Source organism: Citrobacter freundii complex sp. 2024EL-00216, assembly GCF_043945515.1.
In the GTDB taxonomy this organism is placed as follows: Bacteria; Pseudomonadota; Gammaproteobacteria; order Enterobacterales; family Enterobacteriaceae; genus Citrobacter; species Citrobacter portucalensis.
Map to the genome: position 1 here is coordinate 20,558 of NZ_JBIMRA010000021.1, position 17,181 is coordinate 37,738.

Consider the following 17,181-nt stretch of genomic DNA (forward strand, 5'->3'; position numbering starts at 1 on the left):
CGCATAAAAATGGTGAAAGCCACTAAGGCGCGGGATTTTACGGAGAGAAGAGAACGCATGCAATGGGGATAGAGAGATTTGTGACTAATAGTGTGAAAAGTTGTCTTAATACTGCTGTTTTTGTTTAGTCTGGAAACAGAACTGCACGAAATTATCAGGTCTACAAGGACTGTAGACCTGATAAGGCATTGGGTATTACTTATACAGATCGGCGCTGATCGTCACGTTGTTACCACGTTCTGACCACTGGCGGGTAATGTGATAGTACTTCGCGCCTTTCTTCGCTGCGCGTTTTGCTACCTGATAAGAGACTTCCGTCATGTTGCCGTAGTTACCGGTGAACTTGATGCTGTCGAACGGTACCATCATGGCGGCGGTCGCTTTGTTCAGTTCTTCAACTTTGGTTCCATCAGGCAACGTGACAGTGTAACGTCCGCCTTTGGTAGATTGCGTTTCGAAGAAGCGGCCGACTTCAGCACTCGGAGAAGCGGTAGTTGCTACGCCCGGGATCTCAACTTTCTTCGCGGCTTCGCCACCTGCTGCTAATGCGGCACGACCAGCATCTGAATCTGCTGGGATCGCATCAGGGCTTTGTACAATGCGTTTTTTCGCATCAGCTTTATAGATGAATGCAGTAATACGCTGGTTGCCGCCCTGGTTGGCATCGACCTGACGCACGATATAGAAGGAGTAAGCACCTTTCTCTTTCGCTGCTTTGGTGATGGCATCGTTTACTTCAGGCTGGCTACGGTAGAAACCTTGCACTGTAACGGTGTCGTAAGGTTCTATCAGAACGGCCTGATCTTTTGGCAATTCCATAACGCCGTTAATGACACGGTTTTTTGACGCTTCCGCTTTTTCAGCGTCGGCTTTATAGACGTCGGCAACAACGCGCCAGTTACCGCCGCTGCCAAAATCTGAGGTATCAACAACATAAAAGGAGGCTGCACCGTCTTTATCTGCACGGCGTGAAACGGCAGCAACCGCATCACCGATAGCATTAAAACGACCGGTGACCACAATGCGGTCATAGGGTTTCAGGGCAGCCGCTTGCTCCGGCGTCAATTCTGTCGCTGCATTTACAGAAAAAGCAGTCGCAGAAATTAGTGCGGACGCCAGGAGAGTGTTCTTAAGCTTCATAAAAATAATCCTTCGCCTTGCGCAAACCAGGTACTGGTATTGTTATTGACTAGAAACGTCGCTGATTATTGCATTTAAATTGTGTCAGTGTCTGCGTCATTTTTCACTCATCGTGTCACGTTAGGTAACAACAGCGATAACATTTTGTGATATGCCGAAAATTTCGGCGTTTGGTGACCAAAACTGATAAAGCAGTTGAATTTCATAAGTTAATTTAATGTTAATCAATTGTTTTTGGCAGGTAGGTAATCATGTTTTGCCGCTTCGCTTGAGCGAATTATCAGCCTTTGTGGGCTATTTTTAGGGCATTTTATCTGTCTGAGGTTCGATTCATCTCTATTTCGCGAATTTCATAATAAATACTGTTTTTTGGCGCTAGATCACAGGCGTCATTTTCAGTAGGTTATACAGAGTTTGTTACTGTTTTATTTTATTGAGGTAACACTGACCTCTCTCGAGAGTGCGCGCATGCCTCGTGCGAACATTGATAAACCATCATCATAATTACAGATGGAAGGGAACATTATGCGAATTGGCATACCAAGAGAACGGTTAACCAATGAAACCCGCGTTGCAGCCACGCCGAAGACGGTTGAGCAGCTGCTTAAACTGGGTTTCAGCGTCGCGGTTGAAAGCGGTGCAGGTCAACTGGCGAGTTTTGACGATAAGGCGTTTGTACAAGCAGGCGCAGAAATTGTTGATGGAAATGCAGTCTGGCAGTCAGAGATCATCCTGAAGGTCAATGCGCCGGAGGAGGCGGAAATTCCGTTACTCAATCCGGGCACGACGCTGGTGAGTTTTCTTTGGCCCGCGCAAAACCCTGAGCTGCTGCAAAAACTTGCAGAGCGCAACGTGACGGTCATGGCGATGGACTCCGTGCCGCGTATTTCGCGCGCACAGTCGCTGGATGCCTTAAGCTCGATGGCGAACATCGCCGGGTATCGCGCTATTGTTGAAGCTGCACATGAATTCGGTCGCTTCTTCACCGGCCAGATCACCGCCGCAGGCAAGGTTCCACCTGCCAAGGTCATGGTGATTGGTGCGGGTGTGGCAGGTCTTGCGGCGATCGGTGCGGCAAACAGCCTGGGCGCTATCGTGCGCGCTTTTGATACCCGTCCGGAAGTGAAGGAACAAGTGCAGAGTATGGGCGCAGAGTTCCTTGAACTGGACTTTAAAGAAGAAGCGGGCAGCGGCGATGGCTATGCCAAAGTGATGTCCGAAGCGTTCATCAAAGCTGAAATGGAACTCTTCGCTGCGCAGGCGAAAGACGTCGACATTATCGTTACCACAGCGCTGATTCCGGGCAAACCGGCCCCGAAACTGATCACTCGTGAAATGGTCGATTCGATGAAAGCGGGCAGCGTAATTGTCGATCTTGCCGCGCAAAACGGCGGTAACTGCGAATATACCGTGCCTAATCAAGTGACCACCACCGAGAACGGGGTGAAGGTTATCGGCTATACCGATCTGCCTGGCCGTTTGCCAACGCAGTCTTCCCAACTGTACGGCACGAACCTCGTCAACCTGCTCAAACTGTTGTGTAAAGAGAAAGACGGCAATATCACTGTCGATTTTGACGACGTGGTTGTGCGTGGTGTCACGGTGGTTCGTGATGGTGAAATCACCTGGCCTGCGCCGCCGATCCAGGTTTCTGCTCAGCCGCAGGCAGCGCCAAAAGCCGCACCTGCGCCGAAAGAAGAGAAAAAACCTGTCTCTCCGTGGCGCAAATATGCGCTGATGGCGCTGGTAGTGATTTTGTTTGGCTGGCTCGCCGACGTCGCGCCGAAAGAGTTCCTTGGTCACTTTACGGTGTTCGCGCTTTCCTGCGTGGTGGGTTACTACGTGGTCTGGAATGTGTCACATGCGTTGCATACTCCGCTGATGTCTGTGACTAACGCCATCTCGGGGATTATCGTGGTTGGGGCGTTATTGCAAATTGGCCAGGGTGGCTGGGTGAGTTTCCTGAGCTTTATCGCGGTGCTTATTGCCAGCATTAATATTTTCGGTGGCTTCACCGTGACTCAGCGCATGCTGAAAATGTTCCGGAAAAACTAAGGGGTAACATATGTCTGGAGGATTAGTTACAGCTGCATACATTGTTGCCGCGATCCTGTTTATTTTTAGTCTGGCGGGGCTTTCGAAACACGAAACCTCTCAGCAGGGTAACAACTACGGCATCGCCGGGATGGCGATTGCGCTGATTGCCACGATTTTTGGTCCGGATACCGGCAACGTTGCGTGGATCCTGGTAGCGATGATCATCGGCGGCGCGATTGGTATTCGTCTGGCGAAGAAAGTCGAAATGACCGAGATGCCGGAGCTGGTGGCAATTCTGCACAGCTTCGTCGGTCTGGCTGCGGTACTGGTGGGTTTCAACAGCTACCTGTATCACGATACGGGCCTGGAGCCGATTCTGGTGAACATTCACCTGACGGAAGTGTTCCTGGGTATCTTCATCGGTGCGGTGACCTTTACCGGTTCTGTGGTGGCCTTTGGCAAACTGCGCGGCAAGATCTCCTCTAAACCGCTGATGCTGCCGAATCGTCACAAAATGAACCTGGCGGCGCTGGTTGTTTCTTTCCTGCTGCTGGTGGTGTTTGTTCGTACCGAAAGTGTGGGCCTGCAGGTTCTGGCGCTGCTGGTGATGACCATTATTGCACTGGCTTTTGGCTGGCATCTGGTGGCGTCCATTGGCGGTGCGGATATGCCGGTTGTTGTTTCAATGCTTAACTCCTATTCAGGATGGGCGGCGGCGGCGGCGGGCTTTATGCTGAGCAACGATCTGCTGATCGTTACCGGTGCGCTGGTCGGTTCTTCTGGTGCGATCCTGTCTTACATTATGTGTAAGGCGATGAACCGTTCATTTTTCAGCGTTATTGCGGGCGGCTTTGGTTCTGACGGTTCTTCTACCGGGTCTGATGAAGAAGTGGGTGAACATCGTGAGATTACTGCGGAAGACACAGCAGAAATGCTGAAGAACTCGCACTCCGTGATCATCACCCCGGGCTACGGCATGGCAGTGGCTCAGGCACAGTATCCGGTCGCGGAAATTACTGAGAAACTTCGCGCGCGCGGCATCAAAGTGCGTTTTGGTATTCACCCGGTAGCAGGGCGCTTGCCAGGTCATATGAACGTGCTGCTGGCGGAAGCCAAAGTACCTTATGACATCGTGCTGGAAATGGATGAGATCAACGATGATTTCGCCGATACCGATACCGTGCTGGTCATTGGTGCCAACGATACGGTAAACCCGGCTGCGCAGGATGACCCGCGCAGCCCGATCGCCGGCATGCCGGTGCTGGAAGTGTGGAAAGCGCAGAACGTAATTGTGTTCAAACGTTCAATGAACACCGGCTATGCAGGTGTGCAGAACCCGCTGTTCTTTAAAGATAACACCCATATGCTGTTTGGCGATGCCAAAGCCAGCGTGGATGCGATCCTGAAAGCGCTGTAATTGCCAGTAAAAGTAAGACGGCCTCTGCGGAGGCCGTTTTTTTAAACATCCAGTTTACGTTGGGTGATCCATTCCACACGAGCCGGATCGCGATGCGAGAAGAACGCGCTGGTTCCGCTGTCCATCGCGGCAATTTGCGTCATCTCTTCCGCCGTTAGGGCAAAGTCCAGCACCTGAATATTCTCGGCCATCCGCGTTTTACGCACGGTTTTCGCCAGCGAAATAATCCCACGTTGATAAATCCAACGCAGCACGACTTGACCAACGCTTTTGCCATATTTTTCACCAATAGCCGCTAAGACCGGGTTCTGAAACAGGTCATTGCGTCCTTCAGCGAACGGCGCCCAGGCTTGCGGTTGAATATTCCGGCTCTGCATCCAGGCTACGGCATGCGGTTGCTGATGAAAAGGATTCACCTCAATCTGGTTAACGGCTGGAATAATGCGGTTGAAAGCGATTAAATCCGCCAGACGATCCGGATGAAAGTTACTCACGCCAATCGCGCGGATTTTCCCTTCTTCATATAATTCTTCCATCGCGCGCCAGGCACCGTGCACATCGCCATAGGGCTGATGAATCAAATAAAGGTCAATATAATCCAGTTGAAGCCGTTGCAGAGAACGTGCGAATTGCGCCTTTGCACCTGCATAGTTGGTATCCTGTAACCACAGTTTGGTAGTCACAAAAAGCGCCTCGCGGGGGACTCCGCTTTGCTTAAGTGCATTGCCGACCTGAGTTTCATTCTGGTAGGAGGCTGCGGTATCAATCAGGCGATATCCTGTATCGATGGCATCCCGTACGGCTTGCTCACATTCGCTGGCATCAGTCATTTGATAAACGCCAAATCCGAGCAGGGGCATCTCAACTCCGTTATTCAGAACTGTTGTATTCATTGGGTTCTCCTGAGCATCATCGTTGCATTGGCTGCAGATTAGCAAATCTGTGTTGATACGATTAGTCTGTGAAATTCGCATGGACCTATGAGTAGAATTCATTTCTGAAAGGTAATTGTTGGAAGTCAGTCACAAAATATGACGCATATGATTTCATCATTCATGATTTCAGTTCATAAACTCATGCGGTTTTAACCGTCTAATCACGGCAATACGTTGTCTATATACTGCGACCTGACTTTTTAGAACATGACAGGGCACTATGCGTACACGTGAACATGCCTTACCGGTAACTACCGCAAGCCAGACCGGTCTTACTTTTATTCTGATCCTCAGTGGCCTGATGGCCTTTACATCGCTTTCTACCGATATTTATCTTCCAGCAATGCCGACGATGGCCGAGGATTTACATGGCAATGTTGAGCTGACGATTACTGGTTTCTTAATTGGTTTTACTATCGCACAGTTGATTTGGGGGCCGATTAGCGATCATATGGGGCGGCGCAAGCCGCTGTTTATCGGCATGGTGCTATTTATCATTGGTTCCGCAGGGTGTGCGCTGTCTACAAGTATCACGCAAATTGTTTTCTGGCGGGTATTTCAGGCGCTTGGAGCCTGTACCGGACCTATGCTGGCGCGAGCGATGATCCGCGATCTCTTTGCACGTACTCGTGCGGCGCAAATGCTCTCGACCCTGGTGTTGGTTATGGCGATTGCGCCAATCGCCGGACCGTTGATTGGCGGGCAAATTATTCGCCTGAGCACCTGGCACTCAATTTTTTGGCTGCTGGTGGTGATTGGTGCGCTGATGTTTATCTCCCTAAACTGGCTGCCCGAAACATTGCCGGAAGATAAACGAGTGAAAGCCTCTTTGGCTGGCGCATTTCGTAATTACCGCTCGTTGTTAACGAATGGGCGTTTTATGCGCTATACCCTGAGCCTGACGTTTTATTACGTCGGTGCGTACGCGTTTATTACCGGGTCACCGTTTGTTTATATTAGCTATTACCATGTTGATCCACAGCATTACGGCTGGTTGTTTGCGCTAAACATTATCGGTGTTATGGCGATGAGCGTGGTTAACCGTCGTCTGGTTCAACGACATGCTCTGGAACAACTGCTGAAATATGCGACGATGCTGGCGGCGCTGGCCGCAGTGGCGCTTGCACTGATGGTTAAGCTGGAGTCAGGCGGAATTGTTGCCATTATCGTTTCCATTTTTCTGCTGTTCTCGATGAATGGCATTATTGCCGCGACGTCGACTGCCGCGGCGTTGGACGCGGTACCGAACATTGCGGGTTCAGCTTCGGCGCTGATTGGCGCGTTGCAATATGGCAGCGGTATTATCTCATCGTTGCTGCTGGCCGCCTTCAGTGATGGCACGCCCTGGACCATGGCGTGGATAATAGCGCTATTTACGCTGTTAAGCGCCGTTTTGGCTTTCCGCGTGAAACGATAAAGGAAATGCCCCGCAATGGCGGGGCGAAAACTCATTCTTTGTTCAGATCGCTAAGTAGTACGGCAATACTTTGACCGCCGTTGGTTTGCTCAAGCGCGATTTTCACGATGATGGTCAGCGGCACAGAAAGCAGCATCCCCACGGGACCGAGCAACCAGCCCCAGAAGATTAACGACAGAAATACTACCAGCGTGGACAGCCCCAGCCCGCGGCCCATGATCCGCGGCTCGAGGATATTCCCGAATACCAGGTTGATGACCAGATAGCCTGCCAGAACCACCAGCGCATCGTAAAGACCGCTGAATGCCAGCACCTGAGCAATAGGGGGAATGGCCGCCAATACAGAACCGATATTAGGGATGTAGTTCAGGGCGAAGGCCAGTAATCCCCAGACAAAGGCAAAGCGCACATCCAATGCAGCAAGCATGCCCCAGGCGACCAACCCGGTCACAATGCTGATTGCCGTTTTAAGCACCAGATAGTGGGAGACGCTGTCGATGGCACGTTGAATCGCCGCCATACCTTCAATGGGGCGACTCATCATTTGTTTGAGTTTGTTGGGCAATTGCGGTACTTCCAGCAGCATAAAAACTACCGTCAGTAGCAGTAAAAATATCGATGACATAGCATTTGAAAGCTGCGCCAGTAAATTGGTCACCAGCGTCATTGCCGCGTTCGGATCGATATATTTGACGAGCTCGTCCACGGAAACGCCGATCCCTGCGCGTTGTAACCATGGTTCAAGATTTTTCAGTGGGATAACCAGTGAAGAGCGATATTGCGGTAGCGTTCGCGCAAGTTCATTTAAGGATGTACCTAAATACGCCAACAGCAGCACCATTAACATTACAATAATAACGATAAGCAATGACACCGCAATTACGCGCGGTATGCGAAGCTTGACCATCCGCTGCACCACGGGATTGAGCACAACGGCTATAAATAACGACAGAATAAAGGGGACGATGATATCTGCGGCAAAGCGAATACCGCTCAGGATGATAACCAGCATGCCCAGCATAATGACTATTTTTAGACCGTTAAGCGTGATGATCGGTTTCGCCATGTGTATTCCCGCATTTTTCATTTTTGAATCTGCATAATAATGTGATTTGCGTCGAGCCGTTATAACAAAAATCAAACGGGGCAGGTAAAGAAGTGAAAAGACTTTGAGTTCGTCTTGAAGCTATGATACAAATCATCTGTGTTTAACTACCGAGGACAATTATCATCCGCGATGATGAGAAGCAACACTGCGGATAATTGTAATATTATGGACAATATGTTCAGGATGTTTTTGCGTTTACCTACACTTCTTCGTACCTCCTCCACTTTCTTGCTTGCGGGTGAGCAACACTGGCGCAACGCGCTTTAGTCCCTTCTTCTGCCTGAGCTGGCGCTGTGCGCTGAGCTAACTAATTTTATTTTTTGGTTTACTGCATGCAGTAGGCCCAAAGGACTATATTCTCAAGCAGGAGAAGCATCATGTTTTACTGGATATTATTAGGTCTGGCCATCGCGGCTGAAATTACTGGTACGCTGTCAATGAAATGGGCAAGCGTTGGCCATGGTAATTCAGGCTTTATTTTAATGCTGGTAATGATCGCCTTATCATATATTTTTCTTAGTTTCGCTGTTAAAAAAATTGCCCTTGGTGTGGCCTATGCCTTGTGGGAAGGTATCGGTATTTTATTTATTACGCTGTTTAGTGTGTTGTTATTTGACGAAACCTTGTCCACGATGAAAGTGGCTGGACTGGTCTCGCTGGTATTAGGCATTGTGCTGATCAAGTCTGGTACTCGAAAACCTGCCAAAACGAGCAAAGAGGTGACCCATGCAGCAGTTTGAGTGGGTTCATGGTGCCTGGCTTGGCATGGCCATCGTGCTGGAAATAGTCGCTAACGTCTTTTTGAAATTTTCTGATGGATTTCGCCGCAAAATTTATGGCGTGCTGTCGCTGGCTGCCGTGTTAGCGGCCTTTAGCGCGCTGTCGCAGGCGGTAAAAGGTATTGACCTTTCTGTTGCCTACGCTTTGTGGGGCGGGTTTGGGATTGCCGCGACGTTAGCGGCTGGTTGGGTGTTGTTTGGTCAGCGCCTGAATAATAAAGGCTGGATCGGCGTGGCGCTGCTGCTGGCCGGAATGGTGATGATTAAACTTGCCTGATATCCGTGCTGCCCGTTAATGCGGGCAGCATATGTTACTCCTGCGCCAACTCTTCCAGCTTATCGCGAAAACCGGTCACGGATATGGCGCGATTATCGGCTCGCCAGCGATCTTTTGCCGCCGGAGCGGAGCTTTGTACGCCAATCAACTGCCAGCCTGAATCTGTCTTAAGCATCAATGGTGAACCGCTGTCGCCCGGTAGCGTGTCGCACTGGTGCGACAAGACGGTATTCTGCGCCCAGCCGGTCACCACGCAATCCTGATGGGTGTACAAATCGTCCAGATGATCTTCCGGATAGCCCGACTGTGTGACTTTACGATCGGCGGTTTTCAACGCCGCGGTTAACGCCGCTTTATCACCTTCAAATAATGGTAGGGGCGTGATTCCGGAAGGCGGGTAACGCAGCACCACCAGACCAAAATCCCACGGGGCTGCTGATGGCGGCACAATCCAGCCATCGCCATCGGCTTTCAAACGCTTACCGAGTGAGGGATCAACCCGTCCTTCGATTCCATGGATTTCATAGCGCCAGACACCCTTTTTCGACACAAAGCGTAACGCGACGGCTTTATCCGGTTTGCCTTTCGGTGGAGCGAGCAAGCAGTGTCCGGCAGTCAGGGCCAGATGCGGTGAAATGAGCGTGGCGGTACACAGATTACCACTGGCGGTTTCCAGTTGTCCGATAGCGTCCCACGGTGATTGCGTTGGGTCCGTTACTTTCGTGCGATCGTCATGACCAAAAAACAGCGTTTTTATGTTTTCTGCTTCAGCGGTGGTCGTTGCTGGCTGATCCGCATGCGCAACAACAGGAAAAAAACAAATTGAGCCCAGTAATACAGCAATGGTTTTATGCATATCACACTCTGGTGGGGAATTATGATTATAAACAGCAAACCCTCAGTTAATACTATAGACGGGACGGCGAGAAAGTGGGAGTAAAATCAGATAACTACACTCAGGAAAGATAAAAATGCATGGCAATGAGGGCGCAAATTATCAGAGTAATAAGAATGAACTCAAAGCGGTAATGTGACACCATTTTACCCTCCGAAAGGCGGCGCTACATCAGGTTGATCTAGCGCCGTATGCTATGGCGTGGGGGACGCCATAGTGACTACAAATGCGTTATGCTGCAGGTTGAGCTGCTGGTTTAGCGGTGTCGTGTTTTACGGCTTTTTTGGTGTGTTTTTTAGCGGCCTGAGCTTTCTGCTCTGGTGCTTTTTGTTCTGCTGCTGGCTTGGTTGCTGCTTTTTTGGTGTGTTTTTTAGCAGCCTGAGCTTTCTGCTCTGGCGCTTTTTGTTCTACAGCCGGTTTAGTGGTGGATTTTTTAGCGTGTTTCTTGGCAGCCTGCGCTTTCTGCGGCGCTGCTTTGTGCTGTTTTTTATGATGCGTGGTTTTTGCCGGCGCTGCTTTGGTGGTTGCAGCAGCAGTCGGAGCGGTAGTAGCAGTTGTTTCAGCAGCAAAAGCAGCAGAAGACAGACCCATAGCAGCGGCAACAACCAGAGCTAATACTTTTTTCATTCTCATACCCTCGATTTGGTTTTTCATTCAACCCCACTGCGGGGCCGTTGAAATAACTATATCGCTGTAAACACAGGGCTTCCGTGAGTCATTGGTTTCGGCGTGTAACGATATGTACAATGACTCACGGTATGAGATTACAAATAGCGGGCTTCCAGATGAGAACGGAAATAACGGCTGCTGAGCGGCTCTCCGGTCGCCTGGGTAATAAGCTGTTCAGTAGTAAAGCGGCTGCCATGCTGCCAGATATTCTGACGTAACCAGTCAAACAGAGCACCAAACTCACCTTGGGCAATAGACTGATTCAAATCAGGCATTGCGCGGTTAGCGGCACTGAACAACTGCGCTGCATACATGGCGCCTAAGGTATAGGAAGGGAAGTAGCCAAAGCCGCCGTCAGTCCAGTGAATATCCTGCATACAACCGTTACGGTAGTTTCCGATCGTTGACAGCCCCAGCCAGGCCTGCATTTTCTCGTTCCACAATGCCGGGATATCATCCACTTCAATATCGCCATTAATAAGCGCACGTTCGATTTCATAACGCAGGATCACGTGAGCGGGATAGCTTACCTCGTCGGCATCAACACGGATAAACCCGGGTTTGACCTGCTGGTTCCAGGCGATGAAATTGCTTTCTTCAAACGCTGCCTGATCGCCAAAGTGGCGCGTTACAGCCGGAATCAACCGCATCAGAAAGGCTTTACTGCGTCCCAGTTGCATCTCAAAGAACAGACTCTGGGACTCATGAATGGCGGTTGAGCGTGCCAGAGCAATAGGTTGCCCAGACCAGCTGCGTGGCAGGTTTTGCTCATAGCGCGCATGACCGGTTTCATGGATCACGCCAAACAGCGCGCTGAGTAATTCGTTTTCATCATAGCGGGTGGTAATGCGAACATCTTCTGGTACGCCGCCACAGAAAGGATGTGCACTGATATCCAGCCGACCAGCGGTAAAGTCGAAACCTAGCTGTGCCATTGTTTCAAGACCCAGCTCTCGCTGTACAGCTGTTGGGAAGGGACCTACCGGGGCGATGAGCGATTGCTGAGACTGCTTTGCCACCACCTTGTTTAGCAGATCGGGCAGCCAGCTTTTAACGTCTGCGAAAAGGACATCCAACTGAGCGCTGGTCATTCCTGGTTCAAAGATGTCCAGTAGCGCGTCATACGGCGAACAACCTTTAGCTTCTGCGCGCAGTCGGGCTTCTTCTCGGCTGTACTTCACAACTTCTTTCAGGTTATCGGAAAATCCTTCCCAGTCATTAGCTGGTCGCTGGCTACGCCAGGCATGCTCACAGCGGCTTCCCGCAAGTGATTTTGCTTCTACCAACGATTCGGGCAACAAGGATGCCTGGTGATGCAATCGCGACATTTCGCGCAGGTTCGCCTGTTCTACATCGTTGAGATCTTCCTGTTGCGCTGCGGCGATCCACATTGCCACTTTCGGATCGGTTAACAGTTGGTGCTCAAGCACGCTCAGCTCGGCCAGCGCTTCGCCTCGGGCTTTACTGCCTCCTGGCGGCATCATGGTAAACATGTCCCAACTGGCGATTGCCGAGAGGTGGGAGAAGCGAGAGAGCCGCTGGAACGTGCGGGTGAGCTGATGGTAATTATCATTGTTACTCATTTTTTGTTCTCGTTCTGTTTAGGTGTGGTTAAGAAGTTTACCGTGATTCACTCACTTTTCATAAACACACCTTTGTACCCGGTTTTCCGTAACAGTTTTTTATAGCGAAAAGCCAGCAGAACCACAAAACTGATGGCGTAGATAATAGGGAGCGGTGATAACACTTTTACCGACCACAGATAATGCAGCGGTAGCAAAATGGCGGCCAGGTAGACGTAGTTGTGCAATGTTTGCCAGCGTTTGCCCATTTTACGCTGAGCGGCTTGTGTCGAGGTCAACGTCAACAGGAATAAGATAATCCAACCGGCCATACCCAGCATTAGCCATGGGCGTGAAACCAGTTCACGACCCAACAATTCCAGGTTTTGTATACCCAGTTCCAGCAGAGCATAGCTGGTTATATGCAGTGTGGCCCATGCAAAGCACCATAAACCTAACAACCGCCGGGTACGAAACAACAAAGGCTGCTTTGCATAGCGCGCAAGCGGCGATACCAGCAGGGTAGCCAGCAAAAACTTCAGCGCGGTAATGCCCGTAAAGTGCTGGATATCTTTTCCCGGGTCGGCGCCCAACCCGCCATGCTGCGCGGCCCAGAAGAGCCATAGCAGGGGTAAAAAACCGGCGAGATGCAGCAGCACTTTCAGGCCGGTTATCTGTTTTGCAGTCAACCTCACTTAAAAATACTCCCGAAGATCCATGCCCTGATATAACGATGCCACCTCATCGGCATAACCATTAAAAGGTAACGTGGGCTGTCGCTGTACATCGAGAATGCCACCCGAACCGATAAAACGCTCAGTAGCCTGAGACCAGCGAGGGTGATCGACCTGCGGATTAACGTTGGCGTAAAAACCGTATTCATTCGGTGCTGACATATTCCAGGTCGTCGGTGGCTGCTCACGCGTCAGCTTGATACTGACTATCGATTTAATGCCCTTGAAGCCGTATTTCCAGGGTACGGTCAGGCGTATCGGCGCCCCGTTTTGCGGCGGCAATGCTTTGCCATATACGCCTACGGTGAGAAGTGTGAGCGGGTGCATAGCCTCATCCAACCGAAGACCTTCGACATAGGGATATTTCAACCCACCGCCAATAAAGCGGTCTTTCTGACCCGGCATTTCATCAGGGGCGTAGCGTGTTTCAAAAGCGACGTATTTGGCGTGACTGGTTGGCTCAACCAGTGCCAGTAATTTATGCAACGGAAAACCCACCCACGGCACAACCATCGACCAGGCCTCAACGCAACGCATCCGATAAATACGTTCTTCTAATGGAAAGCGTGTGGTCAGCGCATCATGATCCAAGGTTAAAGGTTTGTTGACCTCACCGCTGATGGTTAACGTCCAGGGATCGGTTTTCAGGCTACCGGCATTGGCGGCAGGATCGGCTTTATCCAGACCAAATTCGTAGAAATTGTTGTAGCCCGTCACCTTGTCTTCTGGCGTCAGTGACAGGCTGTTTTGCCAGCGTTCGGGTTTTGTGAACTCAAGCGCTTTGCCTGCGGGTGCGGGTGGACGATCGTTGCCTTTAAACCAATCCAGCAAATTAGCCTGTGTAGGGGAGGACAGCGTGGCCGCAGCAGCACCTATCCCAAGTGCTTTGAGGATCTGTCGTCGTTGCATAAAAAATACTGACTCGGCTGTAACATCTGCTTCCCGAAGTGGACGTTTTTTTAGCATGACTTTTCCTTCTTATTTTCATGTTAAGGAAAACAAGCGACGTTTCCCTGTTGATGTCTGACGTGTCTATAACGACATACTGCTCGCATGCGTATCCCTGGATCCTCACGAAAAGTTAAAAATTTTGTGATAACTTCCGCCCCTTGCCTGAGGTAAGCTTTCAGCACGACGAGAGGGGGATGACACTGATGGCAGGCGCGAAAAAGATATTTTTGGTGGAAGATGACAGCGATATTGCCTCACTTTTGCAGCTTAGCCTGAAGGATGAGGGTTACGAGATTGTTCATGAGGCAGACGGAGCTCGTGCGCTTGAACAACTGGAGAAACACGTCTGGGATGCCGTTATCCTCGATCTGATGCTGCCGGGTGTCGACGGGCTGGAGATTTGTCGTCGCATTCGCCAAATGAGTTTTTATTTGCCCGTCATTATCATCAGCGCCCGCACCAGTGAAACGCACCGTGTATTGGGGCTGGAAATGGGTGCCGATGATTATCTGGCCAAACCTTTCTCGGTGCTGGAGTTGATGGCCCGGGTAAAGGCATTGTTTCGTCGTCAGGAAGCGATGAGTCAGAACCTACGTATGGAGGCGGGGATTATCACCGTTCATGGCGTAGAGATTGACCCATTAGCCCGGGAAGTCCGGCTGCATGGTAAATCCCTCGATTTAACGCCGCGCGAATTTGATCTGCTCTATTTTTTCGCCCGTCATCCAGGCGAGGTCTTTTCGCGTCAGGCGCTGTTAGATCAGGTGTGGGGCTACCAGCATGAAGGGTATGAGCATACGGTGAACAGTCATATTAATCGCCTGCGGACCAAAATTGAAAAGGATGCTGCCGAGCCGGAAATTATTCTCACGGTTTGGGGACGAGGCTATAAGCTTGCTGCGGTTAACGCGGAGCATCAGCCATGATTTATCGCCTGTCGCTGAGCCAGCGTCTGACCCTCGTCTTTACCGCCATTATGCTGATTTGTGCGGTTACCGTCAGTGTTGTCCAGATCCGCAGCAGTAAACAGTATGGCGACGCCATGGTGCAAAGGCTCTCGCTGGAGCTGGCGAGCAAGATTGTTAAAAGTGAGTCGCTTATTGATACCAGCGGGCAGATTAATCGCCAGACCTTAAAAGGATTGTTTAATCACCTGATGACGCTCAACCCCAGCGTGGAGCTGTATCTGATTTCACCGTCAGGTGAAATACTTGCTGATGCCGCACCGCCGGGGCATATCCAGCGGCAGAAAATTAGCGTACAGCCGATACAGGATTTCCTTAATTCAGATGCGTTGCCCGTCTATGGCAACGATCCGCGTAGCAGCCAGCAAAAGGTATTCAGCGCCGCGCCAGTTTTATATAACGGTGAGCTACATGGCTATTTGTACATTATTCTGCAGGGCGAAGATCTGAATATGCTGGCGAATACCGCCTGGCAAAAAACGCTCTGGAATACCGTGGCCTGGACGTTAATACTGGTTTTATTAGCCGGTGCCATCGCGGGATTCCTGGTGTGGCGATGGGTGACGAATCCAGTGAAAAGGCTGACTGGGCAGGTGGTCAAACTGGAACAGGACAGCATTAGCGTCATCAAACAACTGGCGCAAAAAAATCCCGAACCGGTACCGGAGAATGAAATTGCGCTGCTGAACAATGCGTTTATTGAGTTAGCGCAGAAAATTGCCCAGCAGTGGGATTTATTAGCTGACAGCGATCGTCAGCGCAGAGAGTTTATAGCCAATATTTCGCACGATTTACGTACGCCGCTCACTTCACTGCTGGGATATCTGGAAATGCTGTCGCTGAAAGCCGATACGATGACGCCGGAGGAAAACCGGCATTATCTTAGCATCGCGCTGCGCCAGGGGCATAAAGTTCGCCATCTGTCACAACAGCTGTTTGAGCTGGCAAGGCTGGAGCATGGTGGTATAAAACCGCAGCGTGAACGTTTTGCTATTGGTGAATTGATTCAGGATGTGGCGCAGAAATTTGATCTCCCTGTTGCCACGCGTCATTTACAGTTGCACCTGGACGTAATGGGGCCGTTACCGCTGGTGAATGCCGATTTATCGATGATAGAAAGAGTCGTGACGAATCTGCTGGATAACGCTATCCGTCATACGCCTGACGGAGGTGAAGTACGGTTAAAAGTCTGGCGTGATGCAGACCGTTTATTCGCCGAAGTGCAGGACAGTGGGCCAGGGGTAGAAGAAGCTGTGCGAAAAGTATTGTTTCAGCGCCCGACCGCGTTAATTCCCCGTGAGAAACGAGCTGAGCGCGGTGGGCTGGGCTTACTGATCGTGCGTAGAATGCTCGAACTGCATGGAGGGGATATCAGCCTGGTTAGCTCAACGGCAGGGGCCTGCTTCCGTTTTTCGTTGCCGCTGGCGGATTCTCCCCTGAGTAGTTGACGGTGATGTTTCAGAGTAAATAGGGTTTTGGCATTGTACTCATGGGCATTGCGTAAAAGTTGGTAGGTTGTCAGTGATAATGAGAATTTTTATCATGCATAGGTAATTCATCAACTTATCTTCGATGAGCGCAAGGAGATCGTATGTCACAGGATGCCGACAACCTGTATATCGCCAGGACTAAAGCAGTTGCTGGCTGCTTTTCAATGTTTTTACTGATGTTTGGCCTTACGTTTACCCCGTTGTTTTTCCCCGCGAGTCAGGACCTGCTTGCCAAAGGGCTACTTTTTCCGCTGTTGTTTGCTTTGGAATTTGTTGTGCTGGTTCCGCTGTATTATTTCTTCTTTAGAAAAAGAGAGGGGCTGGGCAAAGGCATTTTCAACGCCAGGTGGTTTACCATTTTGTTTGCGGCGCTGCTTTTTATTCAGCTTATCCTGCCATTGGTTTTGGGGCTTAGACAAACCGAAGCGTGGGTGACCAGCCAAATATCCTTAAGTAGTTATGCGTTGTGGTTATCTACATTGACCCTGATATTTATCGCGCCAGTTTATGAAGAAATTGTTTTCAGAGGCTGTTTATTCAACGCGTTCCAGTACTGGTTCAATAATAAAACCTGGCTGTCGTCAGTGGTGGTATCGGTCATTTTTGCCATCATGCATACGCAGTATGTGGATCTACGCACGTTGCTGATGTTGTTTCTTGTGTCGCAGGTGTTGATCCTGGCCAGACTGAAAAGCAACGGTCTGTTGATGCCAATTTTGCTGCATATAGTGATGAACGGGACAGTTGTTGCTCTGCAGATGGCGGCTCAGACGTTACAGCCAGGGTGATGAAGGTGATGCCCGGA

Annotated in this window: 16 protein-coding genes; 8 read left to right on the top strand and 8 right to left on the bottom strand. The window is 50.4% G+C overall.

Annotated elements, in window-relative coordinates; all coding sequences use genetic code 11:
- Positions 1-195 precede the first annotated feature (195 nt).
- Positions 196-1,140 carry a DUF1471 family protein YdgH gene (gene ydgH, locus ACHHZ7_RS20540; protein WP_003832856.1) on the bottom strand — a complete coding sequence of 315 codons (945 nt, stop codon included), beginning with the start codon at positions 1,138-1,140 and terminating at the stop codon, positions 196-198.
- Positions 1,141-1,665: 525 nt separating this feature from the next.
- Between ydgH and pntA the strand changes: the two genes are divergently transcribed.
- A complete protein-coding gene (gene pntA, locus ACHHZ7_RS20545) occupies positions 1,666-3,195 on the top strand; it encodes a Re/Si-specific NAD(P)(+) transhydrogenase subunit alpha (protein ID WP_020996412.1) in 1,530 nt (509 codons plus the stop codon).
- A 10-nt stretch (positions 3,196-3,205) separates the two neighbouring features.
- A complete protein-coding gene (gene pntB / locus ACHHZ7_RS20550; RefSeq protein WP_003832859.1) occupies positions 3,206-4,594 on the top strand; it encodes a Re/Si-specific NAD(P)(+) transhydrogenase subunit beta in 1,389 nt (462 codons plus the stop codon).
- Between the two features lie 41 nt (positions 4,595-4,635).
- Here the strand turns inward: pntB and ACHHZ7_RS20555 are convergent, their stop codons facing one another.
- Positions 4,636-5,487 carry an aldo/keto reductase gene (locus ACHHZ7_RS20555; protein ID WP_032943372.1) on the bottom strand — a complete coding sequence of 284 codons (852 nt, stop codon included), beginning with the start codon at positions 5,485-5,487 and terminating at the stop codon, positions 4,636-4,638.
- A 262-nt stretch (positions 5,488-5,749) separates the two neighbouring features.
- Between ACHHZ7_RS20555 and ACHHZ7_RS20560 the strand changes: the two genes are divergently transcribed.
- Positions 5,750-6,946, top strand: a complete 1,197-nt coding sequence (locus tag ACHHZ7_RS20560; RefSeq protein WP_060682242.1) for a multidrug effflux MFS transporter — start codon at positions 5,750-5,752, stop codon at positions 6,944-6,946.
- Positions 6,947-6,977: 31 nt separating this feature from the next.
- Here ACHHZ7_RS20560 and ACHHZ7_RS20565 read toward each other — a convergent pair whose 3' ends face one another.
- Entirely contained in the window at positions 6,978-8,012 is a 1,035-nt protein-coding gene (locus ACHHZ7_RS20565; RefSeq protein WP_060682241.1) for an AI-2E family transporter, read from the bottom strand.
- Positions 8,013-8,428: 416 nt separating this feature from the next.
- Between ACHHZ7_RS20565 and mdtJ the strand changes: the two genes are divergently transcribed.
- Positions 8,429-8,794, top strand: coding sequence for a multidrug/spermidine efflux SMR transporter subunit MdtJ (gene mdtJ / locus ACHHZ7_RS20570; protein ID WP_162623449.1), 366 nt, complete (start codon positions 8,429-8,431; stop codon positions 8,792-8,794).
- Positions 8,781-9,110 (top strand): multidrug/spermidine efflux SMR transporter subunit MdtI, encoded by a 330-nt coding sequence (gene mdtI, locus ACHHZ7_RS20575; protein WP_003832870.1) that lies wholly within the window; start codon positions 8,781-8,783, stop codon positions 9,108-9,110. Before mdtJ ends, mdtI begins: the two co-directional genes overlap by 14 nt.
- A 34-nt stretch (positions 9,111-9,144) precedes the next feature.
- Here mdtI and ACHHZ7_RS20580 read toward each other — a convergent pair whose 3' ends face one another.
- From ACHHZ7_RS20580 to msrP, 5 genes are all read right to left on the bottom strand, one after another.
- A complete protein-coding gene (locus tag ACHHZ7_RS20580) occupies positions 9,145-9,966 on the bottom strand; it encodes a serine protease (protein ID WP_048214237.1) in 822 nt (273 codons plus the stop codon).
- A 270-nt stretch (positions 9,967-10,236) separates the two neighbouring features.
- On the bottom strand, positions 10,237-10,632 hold the full coding sequence (asr, locus tag ACHHZ7_RS20585; protein ID WP_048214236.1) for an acid resistance repetitive basic protein Asr: 396 nt from the start codon (positions 10,630-10,632) through the stop codon (positions 10,237-10,239).
- Positions 10,633-10,769: 137 nt separating this feature from the next.
- The gene (locus tag ACHHZ7_RS20590; protein WP_060682240.1) at positions 10,770-12,257 is read right to left on the bottom strand and encodes a carboxypeptidase M32; all 1,488 of its coding nucleotides are present in this window, start codon (positions 12,255-12,257) and stop codon (positions 10,770-10,772) included.
- A 47-nt stretch (positions 12,258-12,304) separates the two neighbouring features.
- The gene (msrQ, locus tag ACHHZ7_RS20595; RefSeq protein WP_060682239.1) at positions 12,305-12,931 is read right to left on the bottom strand and encodes a protein-methionine-sulfoxide reductase heme-binding subunit MsrQ; all 627 of its coding nucleotides are present in this window, start codon (positions 12,929-12,931) and stop codon (positions 12,305-12,307) included.
- Positions 12,932-13,936 carry a protein-methionine-sulfoxide reductase catalytic subunit MsrP gene (gene msrP / locus ACHHZ7_RS20600; protein WP_003832879.1) on the bottom strand — a complete coding sequence of 335 codons (1,005 nt, stop codon included), beginning with the start codon at positions 13,934-13,936 and terminating at the stop codon, positions 12,932-12,934.
- Between the two features lie 188 nt (positions 13,937-14,124).
- Here msrP and ACHHZ7_RS20605 point away from each other — a divergent pair, with 188 nt between their 5' ends.
- From ACHHZ7_RS20605 to ACHHZ7_RS20615, 3 genes are all read left to right on the top strand, one after another.
- Positions 14,125-14,847, top strand: a complete 723-nt coding sequence (locus ACHHZ7_RS20605) for a response regulator transcription factor (RefSeq protein ID WP_008784719.1) — start codon at positions 14,125-14,127, stop codon at positions 14,845-14,847.
- Positions 14,844-16,334, top strand: a complete 1,491-nt coding sequence (locus ACHHZ7_RS20610; protein WP_060682238.1) for an ATP-binding protein — start codon at positions 14,844-14,846, stop codon at positions 16,332-16,334. Before ACHHZ7_RS20605 ends, ACHHZ7_RS20610 begins: the two co-directional genes overlap by 4 nt.
- A 143-nt stretch (positions 16,335-16,477) precedes the next feature.
- Positions 16,478-17,164, top strand: a complete 687-nt coding sequence (locus ACHHZ7_RS20615; protein ID WP_060682237.1) for a CPBP family intramembrane glutamic endopeptidase — start codon at positions 16,478-16,480, stop codon at positions 17,162-17,164.
- Positions 17,165-17,181: the final 17 nt, after the last annotated feature.

Coding starts and splice junctions, on each gene's coding strand:
- ydgH (WP_003832856.1), bottom strand. CDS start 1,140: ATGAAGCTTAAGAACACTCTCCTGGCGTCCGCACTAATTTCTGCGACT.
- pntA (WP_020996412.1), top strand. CDS start 1,666: ATGCGAATTGGCATACCAAGAGAACGGTTAACCAATGAAACCCGCGTT.
- pntB (WP_003832859.1), top strand. CDS start 3,206: ATGTCTGGAGGATTAGTTACAGCTGCATACATTGTTGCCGCGATCCTG.
- ACHHZ7_RS20555 (WP_032943372.1), bottom strand. CDS start 5,487: ATGAATACAACAGTTCTGAATAACGGAGTTGAGATGCCCCTGCTCGGA.
- ACHHZ7_RS20560 (WP_060682242.1), top strand. CDS start 5,750: ATGCGTACACGTGAACATGCCTTACCGGTAACTACCGCAAGCCAGACC.
- ACHHZ7_RS20565 (WP_060682241.1), bottom strand. CDS start 8,012: ATGGCGAAACCGATCATCACGCTTAACGGTCTAAAAATAGTCATTATG.
- mdtI (WP_003832870.1), top strand. CDS start 8,781: ATGCAGCAGTTTGAGTGGGTTCATGGTGCCTGGCTTGGCATGGCCATC.
- ACHHZ7_RS20580 (WP_048214237.1), bottom strand. CDS start 9,966: ATGCATAAAACCATTGCTGTATTACTGGGCTCAATTTGTTTTTTTCCT.
- asr (WP_048214236.1), bottom strand. CDS start 10,632: ATGAAAAAAGTATTAGCTCTGGTTGTTGCCGCTGCTATGGGTCTGTCT.
- ACHHZ7_RS20590 (WP_060682240.1), bottom strand. CDS start 12,257: ATGAGTAACAATGATAATTACCATCAGCTCACCCGCACGTTCCAGCGG.
- msrP (WP_003832879.1), bottom strand. CDS start 13,936: ATGCTAAAAAAACGTCCACTTCGGGAAGCAGATGTTACAGCCGAGTCA.
- ACHHZ7_RS20605 (WP_008784719.1), top strand. CDS start 14,125: ATGGCAGGCGCGAAAAAGATATTTTTGGTGGAAGATGACAGCGATATT.
- ACHHZ7_RS20610 (WP_060682238.1), top strand. CDS start 14,844: ATGATTTATCGCCTGTCGCTGAGCCAGCGTCTGACCCTCGTCTTTACC.
- ACHHZ7_RS20615 (WP_060682237.1), top strand. CDS start 16,478: ATGTCACAGGATGCCGACAACCTGTATATCGCCAGGACTAAAGCAGTT.